Below are 15,663 nucleotides of genomic sequence, written 5' to 3'. Positions count from 1 at the left end.
GATCGGGCACTTGTAGCACGCAGCCCGTCCCGTGCACGTCAGAGCGGCTCGCCGCGGAGGAGCGACAAGAGGACGCGCTTCTCGGTCGCGTCGGTGACGACCTCGAGGACGCGGTTGATCTCACGCACGGCGGCCGCGACGAGCAGGGTGCGCGCGCGCGGATCCTCCGCCGCTTTTGCTGCGAGCGCGCGCACGGCGGGATGCGAGCGATTGAGCACGAGCTTGCCCGACACCGCATCGAATCGAAGCGGCCGACCGCTCCGCGCATACCGCACGCCGGTGACGACCTGCGTCGGCGCGAGCCCGAGTTTGTCGATCGCTTGCATGAGCGAAGGCCCGAGCGCGCGCGTGGCCGGCTCCACGGGCTCCGACGGACCGAAGAGCAACACCACGCGCGACACGAGCCCGCCGAACCACGATGAAGCAGGCTCCTCCTCGATACCGCTTTCGGCTTCCGGCGCCTTCGGCTCGACGACGTCAGGCGCGACGAAAGGCGTGACCTCCACGCCCGGCCGCGCGAGCGCGTTTGGCATGCCAGACCCATAGGTGAACGCATGCACGGCCGCGAGCACCTCGGGCTGCATGGCCTCGGGCGCGGGCGCCGCGCGCTTCTCCGGGACGGCCCCGCCGAGCTCCCGGACGATCCGCGTCCTCGCCCGCAAGACCGAGGCGAGCACGCCGCCGTCGCGCAACACGAACGGCGGCGCCTCCCCCGGAAAAACCCCTTCCGCCGTGCCCTCGTGGCGCGTGACCCATATCTCGCCTTTGGCCTCGACCTGCGCCACGACCTCGGACGCCTGCACGCGCGTGCCATCGGCCGCCACGACCTCGAGCTCCCCCACGTCGCCGCCGAGGAGCTTCAGAATCCATCGATACCCTTCGACGAGCTCCGCGGGCGCGCCCTTCTCCTCGGCGGCCTCGACCATTTCGATCGTCCGCTCCACGAGGAACCGGGTGAGCACCGCGCCCATGTTCACCTTTTCGAGGTTTCCGACCTTGGTCGGCGCGACGAGCAGCCGCCCGCACACCGGCACCATCCCGTCGAAATGCTTCAGGCCGGCGACCTCGTAATGGCACGCAACCGTCTCCTTTTTCGTCGCGTCCCGCACCTCGATGCGCCCCGCGCCGGCCCAGGAAGGCGGGAGCCAGAGCATTCCCTTCACGAAGAACGGAACACCGGGGAGCGGGCCGTGCACGGAGAGCTCGACGAGCCCCCCCGGCGGCGGCGCCAGCCATTTCGCGAGGTGCTCGTTCGCCTGCCCGACCACCCGCGCCCGCAGGCCCTCGCGCGCCACGTGCCCCTTGATCCCGTCGAATCCGCGGTTCGTCGGAAGCGCGTCGTCGTTCACCACAGCGAGGACGGGCCAGCCGTCGCCGTCGAGGATGCGGCAGAGGAGCCTGCCCGTCGTGTGCACGTGAATGCCACGCGCGGCCGCGTGCTCGGGCATGAGGATCCCGATCTCGCCGAGGACGCCGTCGCCACGAAATGGAACGACCTCCAGGCATTTCGCCCGTTGTGTCGCGTCGAGGCCGATGAAATCGAGCGGCCGGGAGGCCCGGCGTTGCTCGGCGACGAGCTCACGCTTGATGGCCTGGGAGACGTCCTCGAACAGGGCGCGCGAGCGGATCGCCTCGAACTCCTCGGACGTGAGCGCGAGCGGCGGGCGCGGGCGCGGGGCGCTGGGATAGGGCGGCGGGAAGTTCACGTACGGATAATCGGACGAACCATCCCCCGCGACGTCCGCGATCGAATGGAAACCGCCGAGGATGTCGGGGAACACGCGCATCGTGAGCCGGCGCTTGGCGAGCGTCTGATCCTTGCGGGAATGGGCGCAGACGACCCGGCGGAGCGAGGTCCGCACGAACGCGGGCAGCTCGTCGAGTTTGTCGGCGAGCGTTTCGAGGTGCTTCTTCGCCGCTTTCGTGAGGTCCACGGCGAGGTCGCGTTTGTCCTTGTCGTCGAGCTCGACATCCTCGACCCGCACCTTCGCGCGGAAGGGGAACATCCCCTCGACATCGAGCGTCACGACCTCCCCGCGCAACGTCTCGACCTGCACATCCGCGCGCCCGCTCTCGGTGAGCTCGATCTCCCCCTCATAATGCGAATGCAACGATGCGAGATCGACCCGAAGCAGGGGATGCACCGGCGAGCCTGGGAGTCGCGGCCGGCCTTGCGCCGCCTCGCCCGTGCGCCGCGCTTGCAAGGCGGCGACGGCCTCGCTCACGTCGACGAGCTCGTATCCCATACCGACGAGGATCTCCAGCAGGAGATCACCCTCCGGCGAGGACGGCGTGTGCACGATGGGCGCGTCGAGCTCGCTCCCGCCGCGCGTCGGGGTTTGCCATTGCGTGTACCGCGCCCGCCCATAAAAGAGCTTGGCGCCGCCCGGGACGAGCTCGGCGAACGCGCGCGCGTCCCCTTGCACGGTGGGCCAGCGGAAATCCGCCGAACGAAGCGCGAAATCCGCTTGGAGGATGTCGGAGCGGGCGCGATCCTGCGCCGAGACCTTGTACAGCGTGGCGACGAGGCGCAGCACCCGGAGGTCCCCGAAAAACGCCGTGAGCTCACGCCCCTTCGCGCGCTCGACGAGCCCGGCCGCGAGCGAGCAGGCCGCCGAATAGACGCGCGCCTCTGCGACCGACACGCCCGACGGCGTCAGGTCCGAGAAGGGCACGACGAACGCCTCGGAGGCGAGGAGAATCCGCGCCACGACGGGGACGGGCATTCCCGTGAGCTGCCGCGTGCAGAGCAGTCGCTTGTCGAGGAGGATTTCGACGTCGGCCGCGGGAAGCTCGAGCCCGCGCCGTGGCAAGGCCGCCGCGACGGACATCGACGTCTCGGTTTGCTCCTCCTCGTACCAGAGCGCGGTGAGCCCCTCGGGCTCGGCGAGCGGCCCGCACACGAAGGGATCGAGCACGGGTTTGGCACGGAAGACCTGCCGATCGTACTCGGTACGCGCGCCTTCTCGCCGCACGTCGAGCTCGCCCTTCGCATTTTTGGCGCGCCCCCCCGCCCACCGCTCGAACGCATACGCCTCGCGGTCGTCGAGGCAAAGGACCGGGCGCCAGGAGAGCGTCGGAAAATCAGGCACCTCCCGGAGGAACGGAATCATCTCCGGCTCCGGATGCGTTTTTCGGACCGATTCGAGCGAGACGAACTTCGGCCGCCCCTCCTCGTCGAGGACCGGCACGAGCGGGAGCGCCTCGATCCGCGCTGTGAGCTCGTGACCCCTGTGCCGCGTGATCGCCTCGATGACATACGCCCGGAGAAGCGGCCCGGGCGTGCCCGTCGGCGCATCCCTGAGCGATGCGCGCGCCTCGGCGTTTCCTTCGAGCGCCGCGACGATCCGCCGCAACAGCTCGTCGCGCACGGGCACGAGAAACGCCATGTCTCGGGTCCATGCGATGCGATCCCACGAGGGCGCGGGCACGAGCCCGTCGTATTCGATGACGATCGTCGTGGGCTCGATGTACTTGCCGGTCGCGACCACCTGGAGCAAGACGCCCGCGTGCAGCCAAAAGATCTCGTCCTTGCGGGCTGGCGCGATGACGCCCCGCCCCTGCTGCGCCTCGAAAGGCATCGAGGGCAAGACCTCGCCCTCCGCGCGCCGGGACGCGCAAAGCTCGTGAAACATCGCGAGCCGCGGCGTCACGGGCTCCCGGGGCGACCGCAACGCCCGCGCGTAAGGAACGAGCGTCACGCCTCGAAATACCTTTTCGAGCCAGCCGAGCTCGAGGTCCGTGACGGCGACGACGGGCCGCTTGTCCGGAGCAACCCCGCTGGATCCCGGCGGCGCGTGGCAAATGGCATTCGTGCGATCGACGTACGAGCGCAGCTCGGCGAGGCTGAGCGGGAGCCGATCCGGATCGGGCGAGGGCCAAAAGCTCCGGGTCCAGAGGGGCGTATACGCGGAGAGCGCCGGCTCGGGCGGGGGATTCTCAATGCCGAGCGCCTCGGCCGCGAGCACGAACGCCCCGACCGCTGCGCGCACGAGTGGCCGCAGCCGTTCGAGATCCCCGGCTCGTTTGTCCTGCGCGAGCCGCTCGACATGCGAGCCGAGCGCGAGGAGCGAGAGACGCGTGAGCTGGAACATGGCGAGGCGCAACGCTTCGCTGTCGTGCACGCCCTCGTACGAAAAACGAGGTACGATCTGCCCGTCCCAGGCCAGGGCCGCGTCGATCGCCAGCGGAAGTTTGTCACGGTCGACGGTGATCGTGTCGATATGACGCCCCTCGACGTACACCCGGACGGTCGAGGGCCGCTGCCCCGAGCCGATTCCTTCCGCGCCGAGCGCAAGTTGCCCGCGCAGCCCCCGAAAAGGCCCGTCTTTGACGTGGAACGTCTCCTTGACGACGTGATCCGGCTCCGACGGCACAGCGGGCTCGCTGCGCGGCCGTGCATGAAGGCGCCGCCTGCGCTCGTGCGCGGCATGCGCCGCCGCGATGCGCTTCCCCGCGTCCTGGATCTCGAAATCGACGAGGATCCGCTCCCCGAGGCGACCACGCGCCCAAACGACGTCGTCGAGCCACGGTTCGAGCTCCGCGGGCGCAGGTTCCTTCCCCTCGAAGACGTAGACGGGCTCCTTATCACGCGAGAGCAATGCCATGGGCGTGAGCGACCCGCCGACCGCATTCCGGAGCAGGGGCAATTCGAGCAGCGCCCGCGCCTGATCCGGAAGATCCACCCCGCGTCGAAGCGCCCCCGCCGCGACACAAACGAACGCGCCGAGCGCATCTTCGAGGCGCGCCTTGTCGTGATCTAGGACCTCCACGTCGGGCAAAGGTTTTCCCTCGCCCGTGACGAGCGCCACGAGCGTACGAAGCGCATCGACGAATGCGCTGCGCGCCGCCTGCTCTGCGCGCAACATCATGCCCGCATCCTCGCGTAATGCCGAGCGCGAGGCATTCGTGGGCAGCTCGTCCGCGTCGACCAGCACGCGAACCGGGAGCTCGACCTGCGCATGCGCCGCGCTCGGGAACATGGGCTCTGCCGCGAAGGGCCGCCGTAACAAAAGAACCCCGAGCTCCAGATACTCGACGACCGGCGGCCCCGCAGGCACCGCGAGGATCTCGACGACGCCGCGCCGGAGGTCTTTTTCGCGGAACCGAACACGCAAAAGAGCCGGCGGCCGCGGCGCGAGGGGAAGTTTTTCCCCGGCCCTCCGGAGCGCGAGCGGCGCGTCGTGCATCGCATCGGCGAGGAGCCCAATTTCACGTGGCAGCTCCCGCCGCGCGGCGCGCTTCAAGGTCTCGAACCCGATACGGCGACGCACGTGCACACGCGTGCCCCGCTCCGGCATTCCCTTGGGCAAAGCAACCCGAACGACCTCCGGGAGCGGCGCGTCCTCCCCCGCGAGGACGGACGGAACGAACCGCACCCGCACGGCGTTCGTATCGCCCGCCGCGCGAACATGAATGTCCACAAACGAAGGTTCCAGCCCGAGCGCCGCATTGACGCCGAGCGCGAGCCCCCGCAAAACGCGCCCCGAGCCCCCGGAATCCCCGAGCACGTGATCGAGCAGCCGCGGCAATTCCGTCTCGACCACAGGCTCGCCGTCGAACACGAACACGACATCGTCAGCGTCGTATTGCACGTCGAGGAACGTGGCCCCCGAAGCGACCGCGGCACGCGCGATCTCCGCGGCATACAGGTGCAGATCGACGAGCAGATGCTCGCGCAGCTTGGCGAGCGCGCGCCGCGCGTCGACACGAATGCGCCCCCGGGCGAGAATCTCGCGCCCTTCCTCCGCCATTCCCGTCATGCAATCACCTTCGCCGAAGCCTCGAACAGCGAATCGGAGACCTTGCCGGACGGATCCTCGCGCGAAAGCAAGAGGATCCGCGCGAGCAGATGCGCCGCGACAAACGGATCCTCGCGCGCCCGCTCCCGCGCGGCCACGACGGCCTCGTTGGTCACGTCGAGGAGGAGCCCGCCCCGGGCCCGCTCCTCGGCCCACCCCCGCTCGGCAAAACTCATTCGACAAAGCCAGACCCCGACCCCGACGCATCGCGCGTCGCCCTGGACGAGGATACAAGGAGCGGCAATGCCCGTGCTGGACCGCGCGAGCGCCACCCGATCGAGACGAATCCCCGCCCCGCGCAGGGCCTTCTGCATGCCGAGGCAAAGCTCCCCATCGGCCTTCGTGACCTCGGCATCCGGAAGCTCATGCAAAAGCACCCAATGCTTCTCGACCGCAAGCGGCCCCGGCAAAGGCCCCCGCGCCGCGAGCGAAGAGACGATGGCCGGATGCGGCACGAGCACGACCGGCTCGCCGACCTGCGCGAGCGCGCGGCCGAGATCATCCGCGAGGGGCGCGACGAACATCTCCTTGCGCTTGAACAGCTTGCCCTCGGGAGCGACGTGTTTCCCCTCCCAGGCCGCGACAAGCGGGAGCACGATCTCGTCCTTGGGCAAAACGAGCGGCGGTGCACAAGCCGCCTCCAACAATGCGACGTACGAGAGGACGACCTCTTCGTCATAGGGCGGCCTCGCCTTCGCGAGATCCCGCGCCGCCCGCGCGAGCCGCGAGCCGAGTTCTCGCCGGAGCGATCCCGACACGAGGTCCCGCACCTGCGAAACAACGCGGTGAAACGCCCGATCTCTGAGGACGTTGTCGCGGCTCAACGTATGCCGCAAATGAGGACTATCGACACGAAACCGCACATGCTCGAGCCCCGGAAGGAGCGGCTCGGTGGTCTCGAACAGCGTGAGCCCGCGATTATAAAACCCAGCAAACGTAGGCTTTCCCCACGCAGGATCCTCGGGCGCGGGCGGCGTCGCGCAAAACCGCTCCGACCCCGCCGAAGGCCCGACGACGAAATGCTCGCCGCCCCGATGTGTCGCCACGAAAATCGGCGCCGGCACACCGAGCGCCCCATCGATCCGCCGCGGTCCACTCCCCTCGGGTCGATCCGGGTCGGACACGTGCAATTCCATGGGCACGGTCGCATACCTGCACCACCGCAAAAGCGCCCCCTCGATCCGAGCCCGATGCTCCTCGAACCGAGCCGCCTCCATGGTTTGATGCAGCGAAACGATCGTCCCATGCCCAGCTCGCGGCGTGAGCCGTTCGAGCTCATACCGATGATCCCGAAACAACCGAACGCGATGGCATACCCCATCCCGCCAGGTATCAATCTCGACGACCTCGGGATCGACGGCAAACACACTAACAAACCCGACCCCATACTTGCCGATCTTGGACGAATCCCCCTCCTTGGAAGAATTGAACAGCGTGAGCAAAGGCCCCTCGATGACGGCCCGATCCATGCCCGCGCCGTCATCCTGCACGGAGGTCGTGACACTCCCTCCCGACCGCTCGACGCGCACGACGATCGCAGTCGCCCCCGCATCGATGCTGTTCTGCACGAGCTCCCGGACAAACGCATGCGGATCGGCAAACTGCCGAACCATCTCGGCCACCGGCCCCGCCTCGGGCCTCTCCGCCACCTCACGCTTGCGCTCGGAACGATACGGCATGCCGTCCGCGAGGCTACCACAACCCCCCGCAAACGAACCCGCCCACCCCGCAAGCCCACAGCGCCAGGTCGATGGCAAGCCCGCACCAAACGAAGATCGTAGGCTCCACCCTCGCGGACCGCACTTGCCCCTTGACTCGCCCCACCCGCCACGTACGATTCCGCGGTCCTTCTTCCCGAGAAGGACCGCCGTGCCCCCGTAGCTCAGTGGATAGAGCAGCGGTTTCCTAAACCGAAGGTCGCAGGTCCGATTCCTGCCGGGGGTGCCAGCCGTTTCCTGATAGCTTCCGCGTACTTAGCGCCCGCCGCCAGGGTCGCCCGGAAGGTTCGTCAGGGTCCCGTTACCACGCTGTTACCAGTCCGTTACCACGACCCCTTCTGGAGGCTCCCCAGCCGACGAGCAGCCTCGTCGAGGTCCTGCTTGAGGTGGTGCACGTACCGCTGGGTGGTCGACAGGTGCTTGTGACCTGCCATCCGCTGGACGACGTGGACCGGGATGCCGGCGCGGAGCCAGAGGGTGATCGCGTAGTGCCGGAGGCAGTACACCGACCACTCCTCCAGCCCGATCCGCTTCCCGACCCGCTTGAACGCGCGGTCGAGCCCGAACTGGCCCCACGGCGCGCCCTGCTTGTTGACGGCCACGTGCCCGTCCCGCGGCCCCTCCTCGACCGGAGCGAGCAGGGGTGCGAGCTGCGGGGCGATGGGGATCTCCCGCTGGCCGGTCTTCGGCGTGTGCACCTCGCCGTACGACCGACCCTCCCGGATGCTGAGGAAGCCGCCCACCGCGGCGCCCTCCTCCCGCCGCAGCTTCACGTCCTTCCTGCGCAGCGCACGGAGCTCGTTCGGGCGGAGCCCGGCGAACGCCATGAGGGCGAAGGCCCGGCGATGAAGCTCGTTCGCGGTGTCGAGGAGCTTCTTGACCTGATCGTCCGAAGGGATCTCGAGGAGCGTCTGCTCGACGGGCTTGAGCCTCGGCAGGTTCGCGGGCAGGTCGGCGAGGTACTTGCGCTTGACCGCGAACTGGAGGACCGACCGGAGGACGATCTGGATGTTGTTGCGGGTCGCCCGAGCCCGCTGCCGCTTGGATAGCTCGACGTCGAGCGCGGAGGCGGCAGCGCCGTCGACCTTGCTGATCGGGTCCTCGCCAAACCTCGGGAGCAGGGTGCACTCGAGGACCGACGTGTACCCGCGCCGGGAGGTCGGCTTCAGATCGGTGATCATGAAGGTCGCCGTGTACTCGGCGGCGACGTCGGCGAACGTCTTCTCGGAAGGCGAGTTCGGTTCGACAACGCCGACAGGTGACGGCGGCGTGGGGTCATTTGCGGGTTTAGGCGCTTGCTGCACCTTCGTCGCCGCCGGAGCCGCCGTCGTTTCCGCCGGCTCGATCGGCTCGCCGTGCTGCGCGATCAACGAGAGGAGCCGCCGCTCCTCTGCCCGGGCCGCAGCCATCGTCTGCACCTGGGCATCCTTGCGGTACCGCCCGGGTGTCCCGTCCGGCTTCGTAAACATGATGTCAATGACCAGCCGCGTCTGACCGCGGCGCGTGGCTTTGCGTACCGTCATGACCAGCTTCCTTTCTGGTCGTTCCGGTCACTTTCGCGATGGCCCGACTGTAGCACGAGCCTCTTGCTGACGGGGCCACCACACGCCTCGGAGAGCGGAACCCGCCAAAGCTTGCCGAACTTGCGCGCTCGCTCGCCGTCGACCATGACCTCCCGCTCGCACCGTGGTGTTCGTGGACAATTTTGCCTGTTCCCTGGCTCACCTCCGTGGTATGAAGCCACCCACCCCCACCGCGAACTGGATAGGCCGTAACCGAACGACAAAATGCACGCCGACGAACTCCTACTCCATGCTTTTAGAGACGGCCTGCCGTGCGTCCTCTTCCTCGGGCAGGACGCTACCAACATGTCCGGTCCCGTCGATCCTATACTCGGGCTTTTTCTTGAGCGGCGCCGGGAGCGAAAAGGTACCCCATCAGGTACCTGGCTTGAGCTGCTGACGCCGTCGGCAACGCCCGCGGACTTCGAATGGCTTTCTGAACGGTTTGCGCGCAATGTAGTCCACGAATCCGTTCAAGACGTTCTAGACCTGCCGTGGAGTGCGATCTTCACAAGCACAATAGATCCGCAGCTACTGAGACGTCTTGAGACATGCGGTCGACAACCCGAACCAATCGTTACCGCAGAACAATACCCTCGTGTCGCGCGAAGCACCCGCCGCCCGCCTGTATACCATCTCTTCGGCCGTGCAAATGAAACTGCAGAAGCAGCTCGCTGTCCTAGGTCCGTCAATGAACTCGCTCGCCGCCAGATCAGGACCAGCTTGTTGCTCGCGCGGATACCAGAAACCACAACATCGGCCGGGGTTCTCGTCGTCGATGGCTTTACAGCTGGAAGTGATTGGCTGGGGCTCGACGCTCTCCTCAGTGCGCTTCCCCTGAACGAGGGTTTGCGGGTACTCTGGTTCGGAGCAAGCGATTCAATCAATTCCCCTCTCTTTCAGGATCTTGTCGAAGCCGGCACCGTGCTCACCGATTCGCGCAAGCTTCCCGTCGTCATTGCTGACCTAAAATCCCGCGATCTCCAAAGCAGCTTTGCGGCTCTTACATCAGATGAGCCTGGCATTATTTCCCTACCTGATGGTTTCGTTAGCGTTTCACCATCCCTGCGTCTGAGAGTTGAAGCATCCGCCATAATTGTTGATGATGAGTGGACGCAGCGGCCAGCGCCGCTCGACCTTTCCGCTGAGGAAGATACGTTCCGGCGCTTTCATGGCGATCTAGGTGGGACACGCGGGCTCATTGATGGAATTGGGCGTGGGTTCGCAATCGAGCGGCCATTCGAGCGTCAGCTTCGAACCTCTGTCAGGTCCGCACTGGAAAAGCGTGCCGATATCGCACGCACGGTTGTCCTGCATGGCCAGTCTGGCACTGGAAAAACGGTGGCATTTGCCCGACTAGCATACCGTTTTCGAGTCGATGAGAAGGTTCCGGTTCTATTCGCAGCCGGCCGTATACCTGAGGTGGCAGATGTTGATGCCTTCTGCACAGAGGCTGAAAGGCAGGGCGCGAGCTCGACCCTGGTTCTATGCGATTGCAATCAACCCATCGAGCGCTATCTAGCCTTGTCAGGCGCTTTGTCCAGCCGAGGGCGTCGTGTTGCTGTTGTGGGTACAAGCTACCGTCTCTCACTCAGGTCCAGGCATCGATCATTAGATCTAATTGAGGCACCCACAACGGTAACAGATGCTGAACACGCTAACGTCAATGAATTGATGCGCAAGTTCGGGCGTGAACAAATCAGCCGGGCCCCCAAGATAGGCACAGCAGATACCGATCATGTCTTTGCACTCCTCTATCGCACAATTGCTCCTGGGCGGCAGCGGCTTATTGCAGGAGTGAGCGGCGAGGCACGCTCGGCGGAAGAAGCACTTCGGCAGCGCTCCAAAAACGTCCCGCAGGTAGCCCAAGGGTTGGCCGCCACCAGCTCGCGAGCTGCAAGTGCTACGCTGTTCGAGGTCGAAGCAGTAGCCGAGGCATTCGGAACAGATGCTCCAGGCAGGCTAATTGATTACGTGATGGCTGCCGGCCGACTGGATATCTATGTGCCACTGAACTTGCTCTTGCGAGTCTTGCGCGCACAAGACCCGTCCCTGACCTTTGCTGCAATGGCGCGATTGTTCCAGGATGTCGATCTCTTCAGATGGCGGTACGGCGATCAAGAGAAAAGCGAACTGCTCGTGGGGCCACGACTTCGGCTAGAGGCTGAATTAATCTGCCGTCGTCGTCTCGCAGATCCTGCAAGAGAATTAGACTGCTTAGTCGACTTAATTGCGAGCGTTCGACAGCGCAGCGTCGACCAGTACAGCGAAGTAAGATTCTTGTCCGACTTGCTTCAGAAACTCGGACGCGACGGTCCGCGAGAGGATGCTTACGCAGACGGCTACTTGCGAGTGGCGAAAGCCTTGACATCGCTCCGCATCGAGCATGGTCTGGAGGATGCAAGCATTATGCTTCAGGAATCAAGTTTCCGGCGTGCTTGGCTCCGAGCGAGGAAAGCATCAGATACAATAGCAGAACGCGATGTGGTACTTGAAGAAGCGCGCAGTGTAGTGGAAGAGGCTATCCGAAAGGTTACGAACGGTCAGTTACGTGCAGCCCGCCGCACACGGGAGAATCTATTCGTTGAGCGAGCATCGATTTATGGCTTTCTGGCTGTCGGCCATTCCGTGCATAACGCGCCGGCAGATGTGGTGTGGTCGGATTACTTGGCCGCTCGTACAGCGGCGAACCGTGCAATGGGTGTCGCACCGAACTACTTCCCCTACGATGTAGCATTGTGGACGCCTGCGGATATTCTCGCCGAATCGCAGTCCACTGCTTCGCTGTCGCCACCACGGCGCGGGGAACTTGTGGCCGACATCTATTCTGTGCTTGACCGGATCGATCCAAGCCAGCTACCTCCATCACAACTGGAACGGTTCCACGTGCGTCGTGCCAAAATTGGCGACGTACTAAAGGACGCTGAATTAAAGGCTGATGCCCTAAAGTCCTTGGAGGCGATAAACCCGGCAGTCGCCCTTTACTTAGAGGCCCGCTCGATCTGCCTAGAGGCATTTCAGGAGACGCCGGTTGCTTTCACCGACGAAGTGCGTGACAAGGCGCGACGCGCAGCAGACTTCATTGAACAGAAGCTCAGTGTCGCATCGACGGACCCTCGTTGCCTTCGGCTACTTCTCGAATTTGTATGGATCGGCGCGACTGGAGAGCGGCTACTCCGCGGTGAACGACGCCCTATACCACACGATATGAGGGCACGCCAAAAGCTACTGCAGATCGTTCAGGCGCTCAACAAGTCATCTAATGACGCAGCAGACTTCTCGATGCGGTACCTGGAGGCGGTGCTCGCATGGGTGTGCCGCGACGTCCAGTACGCGCTTGATACTTGGCGCTCCCTCGCGCATGATACAGAATTCGAAGACAGCCGTCGTGTGCACCGTCGTCTCTTTGTGGCTGACGCTAGCGGCAACCCTTCGATCCACCGCGGACGTCTAATCGCTTCCAGAAGCCAGGGTCATTGGCAGGTTGCAGTTGAAGGCGTCAACGCTCGTATAAACCTGCTTGAGCGCGACTTTTACGGAACGCTCCTTAAGCCTGGTTATGAGGTGCGGGACTTCGCAATCGCGTTCAACTATCTGGGCCCCATCGCTGACCCGCTAACTCGTTATGAGGTAGCATCGTGAGCTTCACAAGCGTACTTGATGCACACCGAACACTACGACAGCGCTTGGTTGCGCACGCTGGTCCCCGAGCACTCGCGGAAATTACAGTCGCCACACCCAAGCGAGATGACGACGAGCTATCCTTCGTGCGACTCGTGGTTTGGTCCTATGCACTGATCCAGGAGACAGGTCGGGTTTCGCTAAAATTTCTTAAGGAGCTGCCCCCACTCACGGGGACACCGAACGCACAACTACTTCCCCAGGTTACGTTCTTGCGAACATGGGCGACGCATAATCTCATGCTCGATAAGGACGAAGACCTCAAGAAGCTGAAGCAGGCTTGGGAGTGGTTCCGTAGTGGTTGTGGAAAGAGCGTTCCTGAGGAGCCGAATGAATGGAAAGCCTGTTTTGACGCGCTCAGTAAAGATGTCGACTTGGTGCTCCGCAATGCCATCGCGGCGTGTGAAGCGTTGGACAGCGCAGAGGATGGTCCGCGATTAATTAGCGAGTTGAGCCGCCGGTTGGATCGAAATTGGGATGGCTATAGGTTTGATGAATATGTCGTCGGTGCCGCCAAACGCCTCGGTTACGATAGGATCGATGTCGTCCAGTTTCGAAACCGCCATCTCGACAAATGGCGAAAGGTTGTCGCTGCTGCGGACGATGGTTGTGCTGAGCGACTCGTGACGCAGCGGATCGAGGCGGATATGCTCGACATGATGAGTCGGGCTTTACCAGCACCATCGAGTGAAATTATTGATAAATTGCAGCTCAAGACGCCGCTAGAGCTAACAGTGTTGATGTTGGCACTTCGAGTGCGTGCACCAATCTATGCAGAGGATCTCGCACAGGCTCTTGATTTGATCGGAGCTGAGCTTGCACGGGTTGCACAACGAGAGCAGGGCCCAACTAGCTCGTAATACCTCGCCCGTCACCGTCGCCTGTCGATGGGCTTCCTGAATCCCATGCCAGGCCCCATCCCGATCCCCCCGAGTCGTGACGTGGCGTGACCCCCCGCCCATCCGATATTCATGGCCAGCCGCTTGCCCGACTCGTCAACGGGAGGTGGCGCTATCCGCCGCTGTTCCATGCTGCCATCCGCCTGGCGGCATCGTCGAGATCCTCCTTGAGGTGGTGCACGTACCTCTGCGTGGTCGACAGGTGCTTGTGACCTGCCATCCGCTGGACGACATGGACCGGGATGCCCGCTCGGAGCCAGAGGGTGATCGCGTAGTGCCGGAGGCAGTACACCGACCACTCTTCGAGGCCGATCCGCTTGCCGACCCGCTTGAACGCGCGGTCGACCCCGAACTGACCCCACGGCGTGCCTCGCTTGTTGACGGCTACGTGCCCGTCCCGCGGGCCCTCCTCGACGGGAGCGAGCAGGGGCGCGAGCTGCGGGGCGATCGGGATCTCCCGCTGGCCGGTCTTCGGCGTGTGGACCTCGCCGTAGGACCGACCCTCGCGGATGCTGAGGAAGCCGCCCACCGTGGCGCCCTCCTCCCGCCGTAGCTTCACGTCCTTCCTGCGCAGCGCACGGAGCTCGTTCGGGCGGAGCCCGGCGAACACCATGAGGGCGAAGGCGCGGCGGTGGAGCTCGTTCGCGGTGTCGAGGAGCTTCTTGACTTGCTCGTCCGAAGGGATCTCGAGGAGGGTCTGCTCGACGGGCTTGAGCCTCGGCAGGTTCGCCGGCAGGTCGGCGAGGTACTTGCGCTTCACCGCGAACTGGAGGACCGATCGGAGGACGATCTGGATGTTGTTCCGGGTCGCCCGAGCTCGCTGCCGCTTGGACAGGTCGACGTCGAGCGCGGAGGCGGCGGCGCCCTCGACCTTGCTGATCGGATCCTCGCCGAACCTCGGGAGCAGGGTGCTCTCGAGGACCGACGCGTAACCGCGCCGGGAGGTCGGCTTCAGATCGGTGATCATGAAGCTCGCCTTGTACTCGGCAACGACGTCAGCGAACGTCTTCTCGGAAGGCGAGCTTTGTTCGACAACGCCAGCCATGGGCGGCTTGGGACCATTCGCAGGTTTCGCTCCCGCCTTCGGCGCTACGACCACCGCCAGCGTTTCCGCCGGCTCGAACGGCTCTCCATACTGCGCGATCAACGAGAGGAGCCGCCGCTCCTCCGCCCGGGCCGCGGCCATCGTCTGCACCTGGGCATCCTTCCGATACCGCCCGGGGGTCCCGTCCGGCTTCGTAAACACGATGTCAATAACCAGACGCGGCTGACCGCGGCGCGTGGCTTTTCGTACCGTCATGACCAGCCTCCTTTCTGGTCGTTCCGGTCACTTTCGCGATGGCCCGACTCCAGCATGAGCCGCGCGCTGACGGGACCGCACCACGCCTCGGAGAACTTCACCCGCCACAGCCGGCCAAACTTGCGCGCCCGCACGCCGTCGAGGCTCGCCTCGGTGCCGCCATCCGAGGCGCGGGTGGCGCGGCGCTCGAGGGTCTTACGGAGGGCCGCGGTGTTCATCCCGAGGAAGGCCGCGGCGCGTTCCAGGGGGACCCATCTTGGAGGGATCGATCGTTCATGGCTGCCCTTGTTGCTCGACATGGCGGGGTCTCCTTTCGTCCCGGTTCTCCTTCGTTCTCGCGGCGACAGGTCGGGGTTCGAGCTCGGGAAGAGCGAACCCTCGGACCTTCTGCGCCGCGATGTCTCGTTGAACCTAGCAATGGGACGTCTTGTCGCCAGGAAAATTTGCAATCGGGTCCTGAACTCCTTCCGCCGACTTCTCCCGCCGTCGATTGCTGGCCAAGACAAACAACAAATAGCCACTGCAAAAGTGGGCTTTGGCATCTTCACCCCCTTGTTTCGCAGGACCAAGAACGAGAAGAGCCGCTCGGCGTAACCACTTTTTCGTCGATCCGCCCCCGGGACCGCATCGAGAGCGCCCCCGAGCGTCCTCGGCGCACCTTCCACGCCCTCCCCCCGAGGCACTCGGCCCTGCCTCCTTGGC

The 15,663-nt window shown here is 64.8% G+C and carries 7 protein-coding genes and 1 tRNA gene; 3 read left to right on the top strand and 5 right to left on the bottom strand.

Annotated elements, in window-relative coordinates; genetic code table 11:
- Positions 1–38: 38 nt before the first annotated feature.
- Positions 39–5,762, bottom strand: coding sequence for a hypothetical protein (locus POL67_RS06460; RefSeq protein WP_271916194.1), 5,724 nt, complete (start codon positions 5,760–5,762; stop codon positions 39–41).
- Positions 5,759–7,480 (bottom strand): ATP-binding protein, encoded by a 1,722-nt coding sequence (locus tag POL67_RS06455; protein ID WP_271916193.1) that lies wholly within the window; start codon positions 7,478–7,480, stop codon positions 5,759–5,761. The genes POL67_RS06460 and POL67_RS06455 overlap by 4 nt, the downstream gene beginning before the upstream one ends.
- 192 nt (positions 7,481–7,672) lie before the next feature.
- On the opposite strand from POL67_RS06455, the gene POL67_RS06450 reads away from it, so the two are divergent.
- Positions 7,673–7,748, top strand: a tRNA-Arg gene (locus tag POL67_RS06450).
- 94 nt (positions 7,749–7,842) lie between these two features.
- Here POL67_RS06450 and POL67_RS06445 read toward each other — a convergent pair.
- On the bottom strand, positions 7,843–9,042 hold the full coding sequence (locus tag POL67_RS06445) for a tyrosine-type recombinase/integrase (protein ID WP_271916192.1): 1,200 nt from the start codon (positions 9,040–9,042) through the stop codon (positions 7,843–7,845).
- A 345-nt stretch (positions 9,043–9,387) separates the two neighbouring features.
- Here POL67_RS06445 and POL67_RS06440 point away from each other — a divergent pair, with 345 nt between their 5' ends.
- A complete protein-coding gene (locus tag POL67_RS06440; protein ID WP_271916191.1) occupies positions 9,388–12,723 on the top strand; it encodes a hypothetical protein in 3,336 nt (1,111 codons plus the stop codon).
- 278 nt (positions 12,724–13,001) lie between these two features.
- The gene (locus POL67_RS06435; RefSeq protein ID WP_271916190.1) at positions 13,002–13,622 is read left to right on the top strand and encodes a hypothetical protein; all 621 of its coding nucleotides are present in this window, start codon (positions 13,002–13,004) and stop codon (positions 13,620–13,622) included.
- A 151-nt stretch (positions 13,623–13,773) separates the two neighbouring features.
- Here the strand turns inward: POL67_RS06435 and POL67_RS06430 are convergent, their stop codons facing one another.
- Positions 13,774–14,961 (bottom strand): tyrosine-type recombinase/integrase, encoded by a 1,188-nt coding sequence (locus POL67_RS06430; RefSeq protein WP_271916189.1) that lies wholly within the window; start codon positions 14,959–14,961, stop codon positions 13,774–13,776.
- Positions 14,958–15,260, bottom strand: a complete 303-nt coding sequence (locus tag POL67_RS06425; RefSeq protein ID WP_271916188.1) for a hypothetical protein — start codon at positions 15,258–15,260, stop codon at positions 14,958–14,960. The genes POL67_RS06430 and POL67_RS06425 overlap by 4 nt, the downstream gene beginning before the upstream one ends.
- Positions 15,261–15,663: the final 403 nt, after the last annotated feature.

This window comes from Polyangium mundeleinium (genome assembly GCF_028369105.1).
GTDB lineage: Bacteria > Myxococcota_A > Polyangia > Polyangiales > Polyangiaceae > Polyangium > Polyangium mundeleinium.
The sequence above is the reverse complement of the archived record's forward strand: the minus strand, read 5'-3'. Positions and strand labels throughout refer to the sequence as shown.